The following is a 19,616-nucleotide window of genomic DNA, read 5'->3' on the forward strand; positions in this document are numbered from 1 at the left end:
TTCGTCGTGGCGATTACCGACGGGTCCCTGGATCGACGAGGGATTTTGTCATGACTGCTGTATCTGCCACCGCCTGCATCGCGCCGTTCGCACACGTCTCCGGGTGTGATGTGCAGGTGCCGCTCGTGCAGGGCGGCACCTGCACCTACGCCAACTTCGATTACGCGGCGAGTGCACCTGCTCTCGCCACAGTCACCGAACGCATCGCCGAGTTGCTGCCGTACTACGCGAGCGTCCATCGCGGCGCCGGATACGCCTCGCGGGTGAGCACCGCGAGTTACGAGGATTCACGAGAGTCGGTGGCGCGCTTCGTCGGTGCCGACACCGATCAGGTCGTCGTCTTCACCCGCAACACGACCGATTCGCTGAACCTGCTGGCGGGCGCGGTGCCCGGTGACGTGGTGGTGCTCGACATCGAACACCACGCGAACCTGCTCCCCTGGAAGAACTCCCGTGTTGTCGTGGCGGCCGACTCCATCACGGAGACCGTGCAGCGTATCGCCGAGGAGCTGAACCGGGCGCCGGCCGCGCTGCTCGCCGTCACGGGTGCCTCCAACGTAACCGGTGAAGTGCTGCCGATCTCCGAGCTCGCCGCCCTGGCTCATTCGTGCGGTGCGCGGATTCTCGTCGACGGTGCGCAGTTGGTGCCCCACCGCAGCGTGGATCTCACCGCCGACGGAATCGATTACCTCGCCTTCTCCGGTCACAAGCTCTACGCCCCGTTCGGCGCCGGAGTGCTCGTGGGACGCCGCGACTGGCTCGACACCGCCGAGCCGTACCTCGCCGGTGGCGGCGCGGTGCGCGAGGTGACCCTCGACGGTGCCGAATGGGCTTGTGCCCCTGCGCGACACGAGGCCGGAACACCGAACGTACTCGGGGTTGCCGCCCTGGCCGCGGCATGCGACACCCTCGGCGGTTTCGACACCGAGGCCGCGGCGCGGCACGAGGAAGAACTGTGCCGCCTGCTCGTCGACGGATTGAGCGGCATCGAGGGCGTCGAGATCCTGAAGTTGTGGGACGACTCGGAAGACTGCGTCGGCATCGTGACCTTCACCGTGGATGGATACGAACCGGGTGAGGTGGCGTCGTACCTTTCGGCCGAGCACGGAATCGGAGTGCGCGACGGGCGTTTCTGCGCGCACCCGCTGCTCGCACGCGTGGGACGCCCGGGTGGGGCGGTGCGCGCGTCGCTGGGGCTGGGCAGCTCGTCGGCAGACGTGGACCGGTTGCTCGCCGCGCTGCGCACTCTGGTTGCGCAAGGACCTGCGTGGACGCACGCGAAGACCGACGGCGTGTGGAGCCCGGCACCGGAAACCCGGCCCGGACTCGCGCAGTCGGGAGAGGGTGCGTCGCAATGCATCTGAGCGTGAGGGTTGTGGTCGACAATTCCCCATGGGGTAGGTAGGGTTCTCGTCATGACCTCGGAGGCGACTGCAACGGCGCACTGGTGCCGCCGGCATGTCGATCTGTGCCGCACCGCCTCGGGTACCTGTCCGGACTGAGTTCTCTCCGCACGCTTTTCAGCTGCTGCCGCATCGCGGCTCATTCGAGAGGTTACTCATGTCCGATACCGATTCCACGTACCGGGACCGGACGCGGCGGTTGCTGCGCGTCGCGGTCGAACTCTCCGGGCACTCCGGACCCGACTACTGGGCCGATCTCACCGTCGGCAGTCCCGACGATCCTCCGCTCGATCCCGCCACGCCGTCCGGCAACGTAAGCCGGGTGCGCGCCGCAGATCTGCGGGAAACAGCGAAGATTCGCGACCGGATCCGTACCGAGGCCGTCGCGGAGGGTCGCGACCCCGACGCGGTGACGGTGCTCGTCGACCTCGAGGTGGTCGTCGACCCCGATGCACGTGCCGCGCGGATCCGCCACGCTCGGACCGACGGGATTGCCCGGCGGGGTCCGAGCACGTTGTCCTATGTGGGAACGCCGCAGGGGCTTGCGAGTCTGATCGCCGACATCCATTCCGTCGGTGTGGCAGACGGCGTCACGCTGATTCCGTCGACGGCGCCGTTCACGGTGGAACATCTCGTCGACGGCACGCTCCCGTGGCTCGAAGCCCGCGGACTGCTGACGGTGTCGCCGACTGTTGTGGAGGTTCTGCGACGGTTCGGTGAAGGGGTAGGTCCCGCGGCACGCGCGTCGTAGCCGGAACAGGGACGACGAAGGGGCAGGAGATTTCTCCTGCCCCTTCGTCTGTGGTCTAGGCGCTTCGCCGGTGGAGAGGTGTGACGACATGGACGCGCGCATCGGGGTCGAAGCGGTAGCCGGCGCCTCGGACAGTGGTGACGATGTCGCCGAACCTGCCGAGTTTCGACCGGATCCGGGAGACGTGCACATCGACGCTCCGGTTACCGCGTTCGGGATCGATGTAGCCGGCACCGAGGGTACGCAGAGTCGATCGCGGAACCGCTGTGTGAGGGCGATCGACGAGATACGAAAATATCTCGAATTCGGTGTGGCTCAGTTCTACTCGGCTGCCGTCGAGCACCAGGCCGCGAGCGGGCAGGTCCACCACGAGCGGTGCGGGCCCCGGGCTGAGGAGCGTGTGCGTGCGTGCGCCGGGAAGAAGGCCGGTCGCTGTTTCGCGGAGCGCGTCGGCGAGTGCCGCGAGGTCGCCCGGGTTGACAGCGCCCGTGTCCGAAACTTGGACGATCAGAACGAGTTCCGGCTCATCGACTGAGGCGGTGCCGGGTGTGCGTTCGAGGTGGTCGGTGGTCATTCGAAGACTCCGCTCGGAGAATGGGAATCGGCGCGCCGCATGACGCATATGCCGCGGGTGACGATCGCGGTTGCCGGGAAAGGAGAAGGGCTGGTGCGTATCTCAGCGTGCACACAGGCTCGAGCGGGTGCGGCACAGGTCGACATGCCTGCGGCTCCACGCTCGGTCGGTCATGAGTCGAAGTGTACCGCGCGTGGCACTTCGGGTGGTAGCCGAGCGGTACCCCTTCAGTCCACGTCCACGTCGATTCCTGCCGTGACGCGCATCAGTTCGCGGTATGTGGTTCGAAACAACGTGTTCGCGCACCCACCCGCCGCCCACAGTTCCGCGTGGTCCTTCAGTGACCGATCGATGTAGGTCGGGAGGTTGGTGGGGTGTCCGAGCGGGGCGACACCACCGACAGGCTGGCCGGTGACCTCGACGACCACCGAGCGGGGTGCCGGCGCCAGGGTGCCACCGAGGCGCTCGCCGGTGCGGTCGAGCGCGACCCGGTGTGCGCCCGACACCAGGAGCAGGATCGGTTCGTCGTCGAGAAGGAACACCAGTGACTTCACGATGGAGCCCACGTCGGCTCCCACCGCCGCCGCGGACTGTTCCGCGGTGGTCACGGAGTCGGGTTGCCTCGTGATGAGCCCGTGGTGTCCACGAGCGATGAGCGTGTCGGCGACACGGGCCACGTTCGGGTGCCAGAACCTGCTCATGAGTCAAGAGTAGGACCTGCTCATCGGGGACGAATACCCGAAACGCCCGAGTAGTTCCCGAGTAGTTTCGGGGCGGTGGCAGTGGTGGCCGACGAAGGACATTACTCTCGAGTAATGACCGATCACACCAGTTGGAAAGCGTTCACCGTCGAGCACAAGGACCACGTCGCCCAGGTGACGCTCATCGGCCCCGGCAAAGGCAACGCGATGGGCCCGGACCTGTGGTCCGAGCTGCCCGTCCTGTTCGCCCAACTCGACGCGGATCCGGACGTGCGTGCCGTCGTGCTGGCCGGCGCCGGCAAACACTTCACGTTCGGCCTCGACCTCGTCGCGATGGGTGGTGACCTCGCGGCGGTCCTCGCAGACGGTGCCCGCGCAAAGGCGCGCACCGATTTCCACGGGATGGTCAAGCGGATGCAGGCCGCCATCACGGCCGTCGCCGACTGCCGCAAGCCGGTCGTCGCGGCGATCCAGGGCTGGTGCATCGGCGGCGGTGTCGACCTCATCACCGCGGCCGACATCCGCTACGCGAGCGCCGACGCGAAGTTCAGCGTCCGCGAAGTGAAGGTGGGCATGGTCGCGGATGTCGGCACCCTCGCGCGCCTGCCGTACATCATCGGTGACGGGCACGTCCGGGAACTCGCCCTCACCGGCAAGGACATCGACGCTGCGCGCGCCGAGAAGATCGGTCTCGTCAACGACGTCTTCGCCGACGCCGACGAAGTCCTCGCCGCGGCCCACCGGACCGCTGCGGACATCGCGGCGAACCCGCCGCTGGTCGTGCACGGGATCAAGGACGTCCTCGACCACAGCCGCTCGGCGCAGGTCGACGACAGCCTTCGCTACGTGGCGGCATGGAACGCGGCGTTCCTGCCCTCGGAGGATCTCGGCGAGGCGATCAAGGCGATCTTCGAGAAGCGCCCGCCCGAGTTCAAGGGACAGTGACGACGGCCGGTATCCCGGCACACCCCCGCAACGACGAATCTCCCGGCCGATCCGTGGATCATCCGGGAGATTCGTCGTAGGACATTCAGGTGTTCGGCGGCAGGCTCAGTGGCCGCCGTTGTCCTTCAAGCGCGCGATGGAGGCAGTGACCTCGGCCTCTGCGTCGGCGCGTCCCGTCCAGTCCGCGGCCTCGACATGCTTGCCCGGCTCGAGATCCTTGTAGTGCACGAAGAAGTGCTTGATCGCGTCGAGTTCGAACTGCGGCACGTCGCCGATGTCCTGGATGTGATCCCACCGCGGGTCACCTGCGGGAACCGCGAGAACCTTGTCGTCGCCACCGGCCTCGTCGACCATCTTGAACATGCCGACCGGACGGGCGTCGACGATGACGCCGGGGTACACCGACTCGGGGAGCAGGACGAGGCAGTCGAGCGGATCGCCGTCTTCACCGAGAGTGTTCTCGATGTACCCGTAGTCGGCGGGGTACCCGAACGCGGTGTAGAGGTAGCGGTCGAGCTTGACGCGGCCGGTCTCGTGATCGACCTCGTACTTGTTCCGCTGCCCCTTGGGGATCTCGATGGTGACCTCGAACTCCACGCGCTTGCCTCACTTCGTCGGTGTTTTCGCTCGCCGATACGACATCCGTATCTGCGGTGATGGTCCGGAGAAAGGATAACGGGCGCGGCGCTAGTCTGGACGACGCAGGTACCGGACCACGAAGGCGGCCACCAGGGCGCGAGTGTGCAGGACACAGCGGAGGCGTGTTGGCGGGGCAGGAAAAGATCAAGAAGCAGGGTTCGTTGGTCACACGTCGGCGCCGGAACATCCGGATCCTGTTCGGTATCTGGGCAGCCGGTTTCCTCGCACTCGTCGTGGGCGGCGCATTTGCCGTCTACGACGTGCGCACCACTGCGAGCGCAACGATCGCGCCCGCTCCCGCACCGGTCGTCGCGGACCCCGCGGTCGCGCCGGTGGCGGACGATGCCCCGGCTCCGGTCCCCGCGGCCCTGGCCGCAGCGCTCGACGCAGCCGTGAAGAACCCGGCACTCGGCTCGTTCACCGGATCGGTCACCGATGCGGCCACCGGGACCGTCCTGTGGTCCCAGGACCCAGACCGGCCGATGACACCCGCATCCACGACCAAGATCCTCACCACCGCGGCCGCGTTGCTCGGCCTGCCCAGCGATCACCGCATCACGACGCGGGTGGTCGAGGGCTCCCGTCCCGGCGAGATCGTCCTCGTCGCGGGTGGCGACCCCACCCTCACCGCTCAGCCCGTCGGCGAAGACGGTTTCTACCCCGGCGGTCCCCGCATCGCCGATCTCGCGCAGCAGATCCAGCGCAGCGGGGCCGTCGTCGACACCGTGGTCGTCGATGTCGGGATCTTCAGCGGAGACCCGCTCGCGGTCGGATGGGACGCCACGGACGTCGGGGACGGGTTCGTCGCACCCATCGAACCGGTGATGCTCGACGGGGGACGCCTACGGCCGCTCGAAGACGAGTCGCCGCGATCGGCGACTCCTGCGCTCGATGCCGGGCGAGCGCTCGCCGCCGCACTCGGCGCCGATCCCGAGAAGGTCACGATCGGGACGGCCTCGCCGGGTACAGCGCCCATGGCATCGGTCCAGTCCGCACCGCTGCGGACGCGACTGGAACAGATGGTGCAGCACTCCGACAACGTGCTCGCCGAAACCATCGGACGGGAAATCGCGATCTCGTCGGGGAGCGCGCCCACGTTCACCGGTGCCGTCGAAGCTGTGACCCGCACTCTTCAGGGCGCCGGGATCGACACTTCCGGGGTCACGCTTCAGGACCTCAGCGGCCTTTCCCTCGACAACCGCATCCCGGCGCGGGTCCTCGACTCGATCGTCGCGCGCGCCGCCGGCCCGGACGCTCCGGCCCTGCGTCCGATGCTCGATTACCTGCCGGTCGCGGGTGCCACCGGCACACTCAGCGACCGCTACGGCACCACTGCTCGTGCCGGAGCCGGGTGGGTACGCGCGAAAACAGGCACACTGAGTCTTGTGAGCGGGCTTACGGGATACGTCGTGGACGTCGATGGCCGGGTACTGACGTTCGCACTCATGTCGAACGATCGGTTCCCCAACGAAGCACGACCCGCGCTGGACGACGTCGCAGCCGTACTCCGGGGATGCGGCTGCCGATGAGCGAGCACGAGCGGGGCATCGGCGACGCGATCGACTGGGATTTCGCGGCGGGTGTCGGTGCCCGGCTCACGCGCTCCGGCCCCGCGATGTCGGGGTATACCCGTGACGCCGCCATCGAGGAGCTGTACGCGGCGGCGGAGCGCGCCGAAGGCCCGGTGCGCGAGCAGACCGGGATGGGCAACGGGACGGTGCCGCCGCCCGCCCGCGTCGTCGATCGTCCCGACTGGGTGCGTGCCGCGGCGGAGTCGATGGCGGACCTCACCGGGTCGGATCGAAGCGGACGCTGGCTCGGTAAGCCCGCGGGCGCGCAGGCAGGCGCGATGCTCGCGTACCTCGCGTCGGCCGTCCTCGGTCAGTACGACCCGTTCTCGCGCACGCTGCTGCTCGTCGCACCCAACGTCGTCGCCGTCGAGCGGGCACTGAAGGTGCCGACCTCGGACTTCCGCCTGTGGGTGTGTCTGCACGAGGTCACCCACCGTGTGCAGTTCGAGCAGGCTCCCTGGATGGCGGACCTCATGCGCGAATCCACCGCCGAACTCACGGCAGCGGTCGACGAGCCGATCGGTGAGGTGGTGAGCAGGTTCGTGGCCGCCACCCGCGATCTGCGCACTCCAGGTGACAAGCCGATGTCGCAACGCGGCATGGTCGGACTGCTGCGTGCCACACAGGCAGAACCACAACGCGCATCGCTCGACCGGATGCTGGCGCTCGGAACGCTGCTCGAAGGCCACGCCGATCACGTCATGGACGGGGTGGGGCCGTCCGTCGTTCCGTCGGTGGCACGGATCCGCCGCGCGTTCGACAGCCGGCGTCGCCGCAACGGAAACCCGATCCACCGGGTGATCCGCGTCGTTCTCGGCGTGGACGCGAAGATGGCGCAGTACGTGCACGGAAAGAAGTTCGTCGACGCCGTCGTCGCGAAGGTCGGCATGGCGCAGTTCAACGCGGTGTGGTCCGGCCCCGACGCGCTCCCGACCCTCACGGAGATCGATCACCCGGACGCCTGGATCGCACGGGTGCTGGGCTGACCGTGCCGCCCGCTCCGCGACTGCCCGAACTGCCCGCCATCCACGAGGTCCGGCTGGCAGTGCGCGCCTGGCTGTCCACGCACGATGTGCGCTCGGTGGCCGTCGCGTTGTCCGGTGGCGCGGACTCCGCAGCGCTGACAGCGGCGGTCGTGGCCGAGGCCGACGAGGTGCACGCCGTCGTCGTCGACCATCGTCTGCAGGAGGGTTCGCCGGACGTCGCCGCGCGCGCTGCCGATTTCGCGCGTGCGCGCGGGTGCGCCTCCGTCCGGGTGGTGGCCGTGGATGTGACCGGCCCCGGAGGGCTCGAGGCGGCTGCTCGCACCGCCCGGTACAGGGCCCTCGACGAGGCGCGCGGGGGAATGCCGGTCCTGCTCGGCCACACTCTCGACGACCAAGCCGAGACGGTGCTGCTCGGTCTCGGCCGCGGTTCGGGGCTTCGCTCCATCTGCGGAATGGCGCCGTTCGACGCCCCGTGGGGGCGACCCCTGCTCGGCGTGCGGAGAAGCGTCACCCGGCGCGCATGCGGCGAACTCGGCTACCTCCCGTACGAGGATCCCCACAATGCGGACCCGCGGTTCACTCGCGTCCGATTGCGGACGGAGGCCCTCCCGATGCTCGAGGAGATTCTCGGTGGCGGAGTCGCCGCAGCGCTCGCTCGCACCGCCGCGCAACTTCGGGACGACGGGGAGGCGCTCGACGAAGCGGCTGCCGACCTGCTGGCCCGTGCCGCGACCCCGCGCGAGCCCGCGGCCGACTGCTCACTCGATGTGACGGTGCTCACCGATGCACCCGCCGCGGTCCGCCGCAGGGCGGTTCGCTCGTGGCTGCTCGGACGCGGTACACCCGCGCCGAACGACAAGTCGCTGCGCGCAATCGACGATCTGGTGGTGCGCTGGCGCGGGCAGGGACCCGTCGCGGTGGGCCGGGGTCCGGGAGCGGGGACCAGGTTGGTGGTGCTGCGTCGGCGTGGCAGGCTGAGTATGGAGTTCGTCGACCAGCAGCGGTGCGCGGACGACTGACGGAAGGTGGGTAGAACCCGGTGTACGAAGGTGACATTGCCTCGGTGCTGATCTCCGAGGAGCAGATCGCAGAGCGGACGGCCGAACTGGCGGCCTCGATTGCGGAGCGATACCCCGAGGGCGCTCCGGAGGGTGACCTCCTGCTCATCGGCGTGCTCAAAGGTGCGATCTTCTTCATGACCGACTTCGCCCGAGCCCTGCCGATCCCGGCCCAGATGGAATTCATGGCTGTGAGCTCGTACGGTTCCTCGACCTCGTCCTCCGGCGTGGTCCGGATTCTCAAGGACCTCGACAAGGACATCGCCGGCCGCAACGTCCTGATCGTCGAGGACATCATCGACTCGGGTCTGACGCTGTCCTGGCTGATCCGCAACCTGTCGACGCGCAACCCGGCATCGCTCGAGGTCGTCACCCTGCTGCGCAAGCCCGACGCCCAGAAGATCGACGTCGAGGTCAAGGATGTCGGCTTCGACATCCCCAACGAGTTCGTCGTCGGGTACGGACTCGACTACGACGAGCGGTACCGGGACCTGCCCTACATCGGCACTCTCCACCCGAAGGTCTACAGCAGCTGACACCTGCGCGGTGGGAGCGCAGACGCCGCAGATGAGCCGCACGCAGCTCGCTGCGGGTGGGAACAAGGGACGCCGCCGGTTCGTTGTCTGTTCGAACGACCCGCTGCGACTCCGCGGCGGTTCGTCGTCACGCGGTAACCTTGCGGTGCCTGGTTGGTCACTGCTCGCGAAACCGCGACCGCACCGGGTGTAGCGCCCTCGACACGACACCGATGACGTCACTATCGAAAGGACCGGCCGGCCGGGCCGAACCTGTATGAACCGCAAGACAGTGTTCCGTAATCTGGCGATTGTCGCCGGCATCCTGTTGGTCATCTACGCCTTCAGCTACTTCGGCGACGACACGCGCGGCTTCACGAAGGTGGACACGTCTGTCGCGATCTCCCAGCTCGAGGCGAAGAACGTCAGCGAGGCGCGCATCGACGACCGTGAGCAGCAGCTCCGGTTGTGGCTGAACAACGGCGACGATGCGACCGAGGGCAGCACCGAGATCATCGCGAAGTACCCCGCGTCGGCATCGGAGCAGATCTTCGATCTGGTCGGTGATTCCGGCGTGCCGAAGTACAACACGCAGGTCACCCAGGAGAGCTGGCTGACGTCGATCCTGCTGTTCGTGGTGCCGATGGCCATCCTGCTGGTGGTGTTCTTCCTCGTCATGAGCCGTATGCAGGGCGGTGGCCGCGGCGGGATGATGGGCTTCGGCAAATCTCGTGCCAAGCAGCTGACCAAGGACATGCCCAAGACGACGTTCAACGACGTCGCGGGTGCGAACGAGGCCGTCGAAGAGCTGTACGAGATCAAGGACTTCCTCCAGAACCCGAGCCGGTACCAGGCGCTCGGCGCCAAGATTCCGAAGGGCGTGCTGCTGTACGGCCCTCCCGGTACGGGTAAGACGCTGCTCGCGCGCGCTGTCGCAGGCGAGGCCGGCGTGCCGTTCTTCACGATCTCCGGTTCGGACTTCGTCGAGATGTTCGTCGGCGTCGGTGCCTCCCGCGTGCGCGACCTGTTCGAGCAGGCCAAGCAGAACGCGCCCTGCATCATCTTCGTCGACGAGATCGACGCCGTCGGCCGTCAGCGCGGTGCGGGTCTCGGTGGTGGACACGACGAGCGCGAACAGACCCTCAACCAGCTGCTCGTCGAGATGGACGGCTTCGGTGACCGCTCCGGCATCATCGTCATGGCCGCCACCAACCGGCCCGACATCCTCGACCCCGCGTTGCTGCGCCCGGGACGTTTCGACCGTCAGATCCCGGTTGGCAATCCGGATCTCGCCGGTCGCCGCGCGATCCTGGCGGTGCATTCCAAGGGCAAGCCGATCGATCCGAACGCCGACCTCAGCGGTCTCGCCAAGCGCACCGTGGGCATGTCCGGTGCCGACCTGGCGAACGTCGTGAACGAAGCAGCGCTGCTCACCGCCCGCGAGAACGGCACGGTCATCACCGAGGCGACGCTCGAAGAGGCCGTCGACCGCGTGATCGGCGGGCCGCGCCGCAAGAGCCGCATCATCAGCGAATACGAGAAGAAGATCACCGCGTACCACGAGGGCGGCCACACGCTCGCCGCGTGGGCGATGCCCGACATCGAGCCGGTGTACAAGGTCACGATCCTCGCCCGTGGTCGCACGGGCGGGCACGCCATGACGGTGCCCGAGGACGACAAGGGCCTGATGACCCGGTCCGAGATGATCGCGCGCCTGGTCATGGCGATGGGTGGCCGCGCCGCCGAGGAGCTGATCTTCCGCGAGCCCACCACCGGTGCTTCGTCGGACATCGATCAGGCGACGAAGATCGCCCGCGCGATGGTCACCGAGTACGGCATGAGTGCGAAGCTCGGCGCCGTCCACTACGGCCAGGAGCAGGGCGACCCGTTCCTCGGCCGGTCGATGGGGAACCAGACCGACTACTCGCACGAAGTGGCCCGCGAGATCGACGAAGAGGTCCGCAACCTCATCGAGGCTGCGCACACCGAGGCATGGTCGATTCTCAACGAGTACCGCGACGTCCTCGACGTGCTCGCAGGCGAGTTGCTCGAGCACGAGACGCTCACCCGCAAGGACCTCGAGCGGATCCTCGCCGACGTCCACAAGCGCCCGCGCATCACCGCGTTCAACGATTTCGGTGATCGAATCCCGTCCGACAAGCCGCCGATCAAGACGCCCCGCGAACTCGCGGAAGAGCGTGGCGAGCCGTGGCCGGCGGAGCCGCCGAGCCTGACGAAGCAGCCGCAGCAGGAGCAGCCGGACCCGCACGCCCCGAACGGCAGGCCGCCGCACGGCGACGACCGGCAGCCGCAGTACCCGGGTGCGCCCCAGCCGGCGCAGCCCCAGCAGGCGCAGCCCCAGTACCCGGGCGCCCAGCCGCAGTACCCCGGCGCTCAGCCCGCGCAGCCGCAGTACCAGCCGTCGGCTCCCGGAAACGGGTACGGCCGGCCCCAGCCGATCCCGGCGTCCGAGCCGCTGCCCGGATTCCCCCCGGCGCCGTACCCGGGTGGACCCCGGCACGCGACCCGGCCCGATTACGGCGCCCCCGCCGGTTGGTCGGCACCCGGCTGGCCGCCGGAGGACCAGCAGGACGAGCGCGGAACCTTCCGGGGCGGTTACCCGGATTGGACCCGCACGGGATCCGACAACTCCGATGAACAACGGGACGAGGGACATCCGACCCCCGAACCGCCACCCACGCAGCCGTGGGAAGGGCCGTCCGGCCAGCGTTGAGACGACGAGCAACTTCAAGAGTGGAGGACTGGCGGGTGTCGGTTGATCACGTGGGTACCGCAGCGGGTTCCGGTATGGACGACGACGACGTGGTGTCGCAGACGCTGAGTGTGGAGGCGGGCCGAGTCTTCGACCAGCCACGCGCCGAGGCGGCCGTGCGGGAACTGCTCATCGCCGTGGGCGAGGATCCTGAACGGGAAGGTCTGCGCGACACCCCGGCGCGCGTGGCACGGGCATATCGCGAGGTGTTCGCGGGCCTGTTCACCAACCCCGACGAGGTTCTCAACACCACTTTCGACGAGGGACACCGAGAACTCGTGCTGGTGCGCGACATCCCGATGTACTCGACGTGTGAACACCACCTGGTGTCCTTCCACGGCGTCGCGCACGTCGGCTACATTCCCGGCCCGACCGGTCGCGTCACCGGTCTGTCGAAGCTCGCACGCGTGGTCGACCTCTACGCGAAGCGCCCGCAGGTACAGGAGCGCCTCACCAGCCAGATCGCCGACGCGCTGGTGCGCAAGCTCGAGCCGCGCGGAGTGATCGTGGTCGTGGAGGCCGAACATCTCTGCATGGCGATGCGCGGCATCCGGAAGCCCGGGGCGAGCACGACCACGTCGGCTGTACGTGGATTGCTCCAGACGAGTTCGGCGTCGCGCGCCGAGGCCCTGGACCTCATCCTGCGCCGGTGAGCGTGTTCGAGGCCGAACAGCGGCCGATCGTGATGGGCGTACTCAACGTGACCAGCGATTCGTTTTCGGACGGCGGACGCTATCTGGACCGCGACTCGGCCATCGCACGCGGACTCGAACTTCGTGACCTCGGTGTCGACATCGTCGACGTCGGAGGCGAATCGACACGTCCCGGCGCGATGCGCATCGATCCCCAGGTCGAGGCGGATCGAGTCACGCCGGTCATCGAAGCTCTCACGGCGGAAGGCATCCGTACGAGTGTCGACACGATGCGCGCGTCGGTCGCCGAGGCCGCGATCACCGCGGGTGTGACGATCGTCAACGATGTGTCCGGCGGGCGCGCCGACAGCGACATGGCGTCGGTGGTGGCGTCCGCGGGCGTGCCGTGGATCCTCATGCACTGGCGTCCCACCGGTGGGTTCGTCCACGCGGGTGGGTCCGCGCATTACGACGACGTGGTGACCGAGGTGCGCGACGAGCTGCTCACCCAGGTCGACGTCGCCGTCGCCGCGGGCGTCGACCCGTCGAAGATCGTTCTCGACCCCGGACTCGGATTCGTGAAGCAACCGGACCACAACTGGCAACTCCTCCACGGCCTGCCGGAGTTGAACGCGCTCGGTTTTCCCGTGCTGATCGGTGCCTCGCGCAAGCGCTTCCTCGGATCCTTGCTCGCGTCACCCGACGGCGCAGTGCGTCCGCCCGCGGGTCGTGAAGTCGCGACGGCCGTGGTGTCGGCGCTCGCCGCGACCCACGGCGCGTGGGGAGTGCGCGTGCACGACGTGCAGGCTTCGCGTGACGCGCTCGCGGTGGTTCGGGCATGGCAGCACGGCGGTGCGGAGAGGATGCACGTATGAGCGACCGGATCGAACTGCGGGGACTACGGGTCCGCGGCACCCACGGAGTGTTCGACCACGAGAAGCGTGACGGACAGGATTTCCTCGTCGACATCGTGGCGTGGCTCGACCTCGCTCCGGCTGCGGCGAGCGACGATCTCGCCGACACGCTGCACTACGGCGAACTCGCCGAAGCCGCCGCCGCCGTCATCGCCGGCCCGGGGCGCGACCTCATCGAGACAGTGGCCGGGGAAATCGCCGACGGCGTGCTCGCCGACCCGCGGGTGTCGCGCGTAGAAGTCACGCTCCACAAGCCGTCGGCGCCGATACCGCTGACGTTCTCGGACGTCGCCGTGGTGGTCGATCGGACCCGGAGCGTGTCGTGAGCCGGGCCGTCCTGTCGATCGGGTCCAACATCGGCGACCGCGAGGCGCACCTGCGCTCGGTGGTCGAGGCGCTGGGACGGCGTGCGGTGGCCGTCTCCGCGGTGTATTCGACGGCGCCCTGGGGCGGCGTCGAGCAACAGGACTTTCTCAACGCGGTGATCGTCGCGGAGGACGCCGCTTTCGCACCGGACGACTGGCTGCGGTTCGGCCGCGAATGCGAAGCGGCGGCCGAGCGGGTACGCGTCGAGCGGTGGGGTCCGCGCAGCCTCGACGTCGACGTCGTGTCGTGCGACGCGGGCGACGGAGAGGTGCTCAGCGACGATCCCGAGTTGACGCTCCCACACCCGCGGGCACACCAGAGGGCCTTCGTGCTCGTGCCGTGGCTCGACGTGGAACCCGACGCGGTGCTCACCGTGGAAGGGGAGACCCGCCGTGTCGACGACTGGCTCGACGGACTCGAGGCGGCGGAGCGTGACGGCGTGCACCGCACCGATCTGAACTTGACCGGCACCGGCGTGGGGGAACAGGCACGATGAAACCGACCCGGGTTCGCGATCTGCTCGCGCTGGCCGTGCTGGCGGCGGTCATCACCTGGTTGCTCGTGCGCACGCTGTACGGCTCTCTGCCGGCCATCCCGGTATATGCCGGAGCGTCGCTGTACGTGGCGGCGGTGATCGAGGTGGTCCTCGCGTTCGTCATCCGTTCGCGGGTCGGTAAGCACGAGATCGGGGAGGGCCCCGGCCGGATCCACCCGATCACGGTTGCGCGTTCCGTCGCCCTGGCGAAGGCGTCCGCGCTCGTCGGAGCGGCCAGTACGGGCGTATGGGCCGGATTCCTGCTCTTCCTTCTGCCGGAGCGCGCCGAAGTCCGCGCCGCCATGGAAGACACGTCCGGCGCAGTCGTCGGGGCAGTTGCCGGTGTGGCTCTTGTGGCTGCTGCGCTGTGGCTCGAATACTGTTGCAAGGCACCGGAGGACCCCGACGAGCCGAACGAGCCCGCGACCTGACGGCCGCTGTGGCGGGACGATCCGTGCCGCCGAACGGATTTCGCTGAGACGGGCGGGCATCGCTGGTTCGACCTGGGAAGACACGTAGTCTGGTAAGTATGGTTTCCCCGGGACGAGAGAACAGAAATCGTCGTCCGTGGCGCAGTACCGGATCCATGATCGTCGCCGGTTTGCTTGCCTTGGCCATGGTCGCGTCCCTGCTGTTGGTTGTCAGCGACAGCGTGCAGGTTCTGCGTATCGCGGTGGTCGTGGCACTGTGGGCGGCCACCGTCGGCGCGATTGCGATGACCAAGTACCGCCGCGAGTCGGCGCTGGAAAAGGCCAAGGTCGACGACCTCAAGACGGTGTACGACCTTCAGCTCGAACGCGAGATCTCCGCGCGCCGCGAGTACGAACTGACGGTCGAGGAAAAGGTTCGGTCGGACCTGCGCATCGACGCCGAAGAAATGGCAGCGCTGCGTCATGAGCTCGCGACACTTCGCCGCAATCTCGAAGTGCTGTTCGACGGTCGGCTTCCCGACGAGAACGTGGCACTCGGAGGGCAGGCGGATCGTCGGCGCGAACTCGACGTCACGACACGTGTCACGGCGCCGCGACCGTCCGGACCGGCGTTTGCGTCGCCCGACGACGAGCCGCTCACAGCGGAGACGATCACGGTGGGCTCGCCGGAGGAGCGCGACGGGACACCGCCTGCCGGGACACCGCCTGCCGAGACACCGCCTGCCGAGACACCGCCTGCCGAGACACTGCCCACCCAGGCACCGCCCGCCGAGACGCCGCCCACCCAGGCACCGCCCACCGGGGTGCGCCCGCAGCCTGCCGATGTGCACACCGCAGCGGCCGAGCCCCCGACCGGCCGACGCGGCCGCCGCCGCGCGGAGGGTGCCCATTCAGAGGGCCGGAGCGTCGCGGAAATTCTCGCCGCACTCTCGTCCGAACGCTGATCCGCGCGCCACGTCGCGGGACGGTACCGGCTGGTCACAGCCGGGTGAGGCGCAGATCACTCCTTTCCGTCGTGGCGGGCGCCGAGCGCAGCGCGCTATTGTCGGGCGAACGTCCGGTACCCGCTGAGCGGGACTGGAACGAATGAGAGGACTCCCGTGAATTCCTTCGGGATCACCAACGCGCCTGCGCCTGCCCGCCTATCGGTCGGTGTCGTTTCCGCAGGTCGCGTGGGCACCGCACTGGGCGCGGCGCTCGAGCGCGTCGGCCACGTGGTCGTGGCCTGTTCGGCGGTGTCCGAGGTCTCGAAGCATCGCGCGAGTGTTCGCCTGCCAGACTCCGAGATACTGCCGGTCGACGAGGTCGCCGGCCGCTGCAATCTGCTTCTCCTCGCCGTTCCGGACACCGAACTCGAATCGCTGGTGGCCGGACTGGCCGCCACCTCCGTCGTCAAGCCGGGCACGATCGTCCTGCACGTATCCGGTGCTCACGGCATCGGTATTCTCGCGCCGCTCGCGGAGCAGGGCGCAGTGCCGCTCGCGGTTCACCCCGCGATGACGTTCACCGGGCACGACGAAGACACCGCCCGCCTCGCGTCCACCTGTTTCGGCATCACCGCAGCCGACGAGATCGGCTACGCGATCGCGCAGGCACTCGTCCTCGAGATCGGTGGCGAACCGGTCCGGGTCTCCGAGCAGATGCGGCCGCTCTATCACGCAGCGCTTGCCCACGGCAGCAACCACCTGGTCACGCTTGTCGCCGACGCAGTCGAAGCGCTGCGAGTCGCGCTCGCCGGTGACGAGTTGCTCGGTCAGCAGATCGTGGACGGTGCACCGGGCGGAGTCGCCGAACGAGTCCTTCAACCTCTGCTCACCGCCGCGTTGGACAACGTGCTGCGGCGAGGACCGTCCGCGCTCACGGGTCCGGTGGCCCGCGGCGACGCGGACACGGTCGCTACACACCTGCAGGTACTCGACGATGCCGACCCGCAGATCGCGGCGGGCTACCGCGCTATGTCGCTGCGGTCGGCGCAGCGCACCGGCTCGAAGCCGGAACTGATGGAAATTCTCGAAAGGGCTGATCACGGTGAGTGAAGCGCGGCAGGGCGGTTACGTGCGTGGAGAAACCACCGTGCACCACAATCCCGAGGACCTGAGAAAGGTCACCAAGGCGTTGCGCAGTGTGGGCCGGACGGTCGCACTCGTACCCACGATGGGTGCGCTGCACTCCGGGCACCTGGAACTGGTGAAGCAGGCGAAGCTCACGGGCGCGGTGGTCGTCGTGTCGATCTTCGTCAACCCCCTTCAGTTCGGTCCCGGCGAGGATCTCGATGCCTACCCCCGCACGCTCGACGCAGACCTCGAACTGCTCCGGGATGCCGGCGTGGAACTCGTGTTCGCTCCCACGGCTACGGCGATGTACCCGAACGGACCGCGCACCACGATCCACCCGGGCCCGCTCGGTTCGGAACTCGAAGGTGCTTCGCGGCCCGGCCATTTCGCCGGCATGCTCACCGTTGTCGCCAAACTGCTGCAGATCGTCGCGCCCAACTCCGCGTACTTCGGGGAGAAGGACTACCAGCAACTGGCGTTGATCCGGCAGATGGTGACAGACCTGAACTTCGACGTTCGGATCGTGGGTGTGCCCACCGTCCGTGAGGCCGACGGGCTCGCCCTGTCCTCGCGCAACCGCTACCTCTCCGAGCAGGAGCGCGAGATCGCAACCACACTGTCGGCTGCGCTCGTCGCCGGCGCACACGCGGCTGCCGGTGGACCGGACGCCATCCTGGCGGCAGCGCGAGACGTACTCGCGTCCGCTCCCGAGATCGAGGTGGACTACCTCGAGGTGCGTGGCGCCGATCTCGGACCCGCCCCCGAACGAGGCGACGGCCGGTTGCTCGTCGCCGCACGACTCGGTACCACCCGGCTGATCGACAACGTCGGTGTCGCTGTCGGTACCGGGTTTCTCGAACGCGCGGTCGGGCAGGTAGATCCCACCGTCGCCGACGACCTGTTGACCCGCTGACCCAGTTCGCGAAACCAGAAGGAAGCCGAGGACGAACATGTTCCGCACCATGATGAAGTCGAAGATCCACCGCGCCACGGTGACCCATGCGGACCTGCATTACGTCGGTTCGGTGACCGTCGATCAGGACCTGATGGACGCCGCGGACCTGCTCGAGGGAGAGCAGGTGTGCATCGTCGACATCGACAACGGCAACCGTCTCGAGACGTACGTGATCGCGGGGGAGCGCGGGTCGGGCGTCATCGGAATCAACGGTGCCGCGGCGCGTCTGGTCAGTCCCGGTGATCTGGTCATTCTCATCGCCTACGGCGTGATGAACGAGCAGGAATGCAAGGACTACAACCCGAGCGTCGTGTTCGTCGACGCCGACAATCGTCCGGTGGAACTCGGCAACGATCCGGCGCACGCACCCGAGGGATCCGGTCTCATCACCCCCCGGATGCTGTCCACACTCGACGCACCGTCCCTGGTGTAGACATGCTCCTCGCCGTCGACGTCCGGAACACCAACATCGTTCTGGGCGTCTTCACGGGCAGCGGGACGCATTCGAAACTGCTGTGCGACCGGCGCGTGCGCACGGACCCGAAGATGACAGCCGACGAACTGGCTCTGCTCTTCCGGGGACTGCTCGGTGACGACGTCGACCGGATCACCGGCGTCGCCGCGTTGTCGACTGTGCCGTCGGTGCTGCGCGAGTTGCGGATCATGCTGGGGCGCTACTGGTCGCAGGTGCCGCATGTGGTCGTCGAGCCGGGTGTCCGGACCGGAGTGCCGTTGCTCGTCGACAACCCCAAAGAGGTCGGCGCCGATCGCATCGTCAACAGCCTTGCGGCCCATCACTTCTACGGCTCTCCGTGTGTCATCGTGGACTTCGGTACATCCACGTGTGTCGACGTCGTGTCCGCCAAGGGCGAGTTCCTCGGTGGCGCCATCGCGCCCGGCGTGGAAATCGCGATGGACGCCCTCGCATCTCAGTCCGCGGCGCTCCGGAAAGTCGAGTTGGTCCGGCCCCGCGGCGTTCTCGGGAAGAACACCGTCGAGTGCATGCAGTCCGGCGCGGTCTTCGGTTTCGCCGGCATGGTCGACGGTCTCGTGCGGCGAGTGTGCGCGGAGGTGCCCGGATTCGGAGCCGACGACGTCGCGGTGATCGGGACAGGAGACAGCGCGCCGTTGATCATGCCCGAATCGCGGACGCTCGAGCACCACGAGCCCGATCTCACCCTCGAAGGGCTGCGCCTGGTCTTCGAACGTAATCAGGTGAGACGCGCTACACGTGCCACGGGTTCCACCGGACGCGGTTCTGTGTAAAGATGCTTCCGTGATCCGTTGCATGAGCGCCCAGGAGTGTTGTCGAGGCTGACGCCTGCCTCGACTGTCGACACTTCCTGGGAGATCTCTCATGCGCGCTGCGCTGCTCGATTCTGCTTCTCTTTCTTCTGCCCCCATCGCTCTGTTTCCGCTGGCGGTCGAACGCACCTATCCGACAGAACTCGCCGCGGCCGTCGCGCGCGGCGCTGTCGTCGTCGACATCCGCCGGCACGCCGAACGGGCCGCCCAGGGCACATTGCCCGGTGCGCTGGCGATCGACGCGGCACTCGTGCCGGAGCGGCTCGACCCCGCCCACCCGAATCACCTCGCAATGGCCACCGGCTACGACAAGGAGTGGATCCTTGTCTCCGCATACGGTGCCGACACCGACCGTGTCGTGCTCGACCTGCGCCGACGCGGGCTGCGGGGTGCAACCGCGCTCGTGGGCGGTTACGCCGCCGTCAAATCGGCGAATCTCGTCGACGCGGTCACCGTGGCCCGGCATGTCGCCGAAGACGTGGCGCGCGTCACCGCACACTGACTCTGC

General features: G+C 68.1%; 22 protein-coding genes. 19 read left to right on the forward strand and 3 right to left on the reverse strand.

Annotated features, from left to right (window positions below):
* The first annotated feature begins 50 nt into the window (after positions 1 to 50).
* Together HF886_RS19615 and HF886_RS19620 are read left to right on the forward strand one after the other, a co-directional pair.
* Positions 51 to 1,364, forward strand: coding sequence for an aminotransferase class V-fold PLP-dependent enzyme (locus HF886_RS19615; protein WP_169653242.1), 1,314 nt, complete (start codon positions 51 to 53; stop codon positions 1,362 to 1,364).
* A gap of 196 nt (positions 1,365 to 1,560) precedes the next feature.
* On the forward strand, positions 1,561 to 2,154 hold the full coding sequence (locus HF886_RS19620; RefSeq protein ID WP_169653243.1) for a hypothetical protein: 594 nt from the start codon (positions 1,561 to 1,563) through the stop codon (positions 2,152 to 2,154).
* Between the two features lie 55 nt (positions 2,155 to 2,209).
* Here the strand turns inward: HF886_RS19620 and HF886_RS19625 are convergent, their stop codons facing one another.
* Together HF886_RS19625 and HF886_RS19630 are read right to left on the reverse strand one after the other, a co-directional pair.
* The gene (locus HF886_RS19625) at positions 2,210 to 2,728 is read right to left on the reverse strand and encodes a winged helix-turn-helix domain-containing protein (RefSeq protein ID WP_169653244.1); all 519 of its coding nucleotides are present in this window, start codon (positions 2,726 to 2,728) and stop codon (positions 2,210 to 2,212) included.
* A gap of 227 nt (positions 2,729 to 2,955) precedes the next feature.
* Complete coding sequence (locus HF886_RS19630) at positions 2,956 to 3,429, reverse strand: YbaK/EbsC family protein (protein WP_169653245.1); 474 nt, start codon at positions 3,427 to 3,429, stop codon at positions 2,956 to 2,958.
* A 114-nt stretch (positions 3,430 to 3,543) separates the two neighbouring features.
* Between HF886_RS19630 and HF886_RS19635 the strand changes: the two genes are divergently transcribed.
* Complete coding sequence (locus HF886_RS19635; RefSeq protein ID WP_169653246.1) at positions 3,544 to 4,374, forward strand: crotonase/enoyl-CoA hydratase family protein; 831 nt, start codon at positions 3,544 to 3,546, stop codon at positions 4,372 to 4,374.
* Positions 4,375 to 4,479: 105 nt separating this feature from the next.
* Here the strand turns inward: HF886_RS19635 and HF886_RS19640 are convergent, their stop codons facing one another.
* Positions 4,480 to 4,971 carry an inorganic diphosphatase gene (locus HF886_RS19640; RefSeq protein ID WP_169622806.1) on the reverse strand — a complete coding sequence of 164 codons (492 nt, stop codon included), beginning with the start codon at positions 4,969 to 4,971 and terminating at the stop codon, positions 4,480 to 4,482.
* A 167-nt stretch (positions 4,972 to 5,138) separates the two neighbouring features.
* Between HF886_RS19640 and dacB the strand changes: the two genes are divergently transcribed.
* The 16 genes from dacB to HF886_RS19720 all read left to right on the forward strand — a co-directional run bounded on the left by dacB (position 5,139) and on the right by HF886_RS19720 (position 19,610).
* Entirely contained in the window at positions 5,139 to 6,542 is a 1,404-nt protein-coding gene (gene dacB / locus HF886_RS19645; RefSeq protein WP_240952739.1) for a D-alanyl-D-alanine carboxypeptidase/D-alanyl-D-alanine-endopeptidase, read from the forward strand.
* Complete coding sequence (locus tag HF886_RS19650) at positions 6,527 to 7,570, forward strand: zinc-dependent metalloprotease (protein ID WP_169653247.1); 1,044 nt, start codon at positions 6,527 to 6,529, stop codon at positions 7,568 to 7,570. The genes dacB and HF886_RS19650 overlap by 16 nt, the downstream gene beginning before the upstream one ends.
* The gene (gene tilS, locus HF886_RS19655) at positions 7,567 to 8,589 is read left to right on the forward strand and encodes a tRNA lysidine(34) synthetase TilS (protein WP_240955240.1); all 1,023 of its coding nucleotides are present in this window, start codon (positions 7,567 to 7,569) and stop codon (positions 8,587 to 8,589) included. The genes HF886_RS19650 and tilS overlap by 4 nt, the downstream gene beginning before the upstream one ends.
* Before the next feature lie 20 nt (positions 8,590 to 8,609).
* The gene (gene hpt, locus HF886_RS19660; protein ID WP_169622803.1) at positions 8,610 to 9,164 is read left to right on the forward strand and encodes a hypoxanthine phosphoribosyltransferase; all 555 of its coding nucleotides are present in this window, start codon (positions 8,610 to 8,612) and stop codon (positions 9,162 to 9,164) included.
* Positions 9,165 to 9,420: 256 nt separating this feature from the next.
* Positions 9,421 to 11,877, forward strand: a complete 2,457-nt coding sequence (gene ftsH, locus HF886_RS19665) for an ATP-dependent zinc metalloprotease FtsH (RefSeq protein ID WP_169653248.1) — start codon at positions 9,421 to 9,423, stop codon at positions 11,875 to 11,877.
* A 74-nt stretch (positions 11,878 to 11,951) separates the two neighbouring features.
* The gene (gene folE / locus HF886_RS19670; RefSeq protein ID WP_206037364.1) at positions 11,952 to 12,569 is read left to right on the forward strand and encodes a GTP cyclohydrolase I FolE; all 618 of its coding nucleotides are present in this window, start codon (positions 11,952 to 11,954) and stop codon (positions 12,567 to 12,569) included.
* Entirely contained in the window at positions 12,566 to 13,423 is an 858-nt protein-coding gene (gene folP, locus HF886_RS19675; RefSeq protein ID WP_169653249.1) for a dihydropteroate synthase, read from the forward strand. The genes folE and folP overlap by 4 nt, the downstream gene beginning before the upstream one ends.
* Positions 13,420 to 13,788, forward strand: a complete 369-nt coding sequence (gene folB, locus HF886_RS19680) for a dihydroneopterin aldolase (RefSeq protein ID WP_169622799.1) — start codon at positions 13,420 to 13,422, stop codon at positions 13,786 to 13,788. The genes folP and folB overlap by 4 nt, the downstream gene beginning before the upstream one ends.
* On the forward strand, positions 13,785 to 14,324 hold the full coding sequence (gene folK, locus HF886_RS19685) for a 2-amino-4-hydroxy-6-hydroxymethyldihydropteridine diphosphokinase (RefSeq protein WP_169653250.1): 540 nt from the start codon (positions 13,785 to 13,787) through the stop codon (positions 14,322 to 14,324). The genes folB and folK overlap by 4 nt, the downstream gene beginning before the upstream one ends.
* Positions 14,321 to 14,794: a DUF3180 domain-containing protein gene (locus tag HF886_RS19690; protein ID WP_169653251.1), complete on the forward strand. Its 474-nt coding sequence runs from the start codon at positions 14,321 to 14,323 to the stop codon at positions 14,792 to 14,794. The genes folK and HF886_RS19690 overlap by 4 nt, the downstream gene beginning before the upstream one ends.
* 98 nt (positions 14,795 to 14,892) lie before the next feature.
* Positions 14,893 to 15,738 (forward strand): DUF6779 domain-containing protein, encoded by an 846-nt coding sequence (locus tag HF886_RS19695; RefSeq protein ID WP_206038968.1) that lies wholly within the window; start codon positions 14,893 to 14,895, stop codon positions 15,736 to 15,738.
* Positions 15,739 to 15,894: 156 nt separating this feature from the next.
* Positions 15,895 to 16,830 (forward strand): DUF2520 domain-containing protein, encoded by a 936-nt coding sequence (locus tag HF886_RS19700; RefSeq protein ID WP_169653252.1) that lies wholly within the window; start codon positions 15,895 to 15,897, stop codon positions 16,828 to 16,830.
* A complete protein-coding gene (gene panC, locus HF886_RS19705) occupies positions 16,823 to 17,761 on the forward strand; it encodes a pantoate--beta-alanine ligase (protein ID WP_169653253.1) in 939 nt (312 codons plus the stop codon). The genes HF886_RS19700 and panC overlap by 8 nt, the downstream gene beginning before the upstream one ends.
* A 37-nt stretch (positions 17,762 to 17,798) precedes the next feature.
* Positions 17,799 to 18,236 (forward strand): aspartate 1-decarboxylase, encoded by a 438-nt coding sequence (gene panD / locus HF886_RS19710; RefSeq protein WP_169622794.1) that lies wholly within the window; start codon positions 17,799 to 17,801, stop codon positions 18,234 to 18,236.
* A 2-nt stretch (positions 18,237 to 18,238) separates the two neighbouring features.
* Complete coding sequence (locus HF886_RS19715) at positions 18,239 to 19,069, forward strand: type III pantothenate kinase (protein ID WP_169622793.1); 831 nt, start codon at positions 18,239 to 18,241, stop codon at positions 19,067 to 19,069.
* Positions 19,070 to 19,160: 91 nt separating this feature from the next.
* On the forward strand, positions 19,161 to 19,610 hold the full coding sequence (locus tag HF886_RS19720; protein ID WP_169653254.1) for a rhodanese-like domain-containing protein: 450 nt from the start codon (positions 19,161 to 19,163) through the stop codon (positions 19,608 to 19,610).
* Positions 19,611 to 19,616: the final 6 nt, after the last annotated feature.

Origin of the sequence: Rhodococcus sp. 105337 (assembly GCF_012844225.1) — a bacterium.
In the GTDB taxonomy this organism is placed as follows: Bacteria; Actinomycetota; Actinomycetes; order Mycobacteriales; family Mycobacteriaceae; genus Rhodococcus.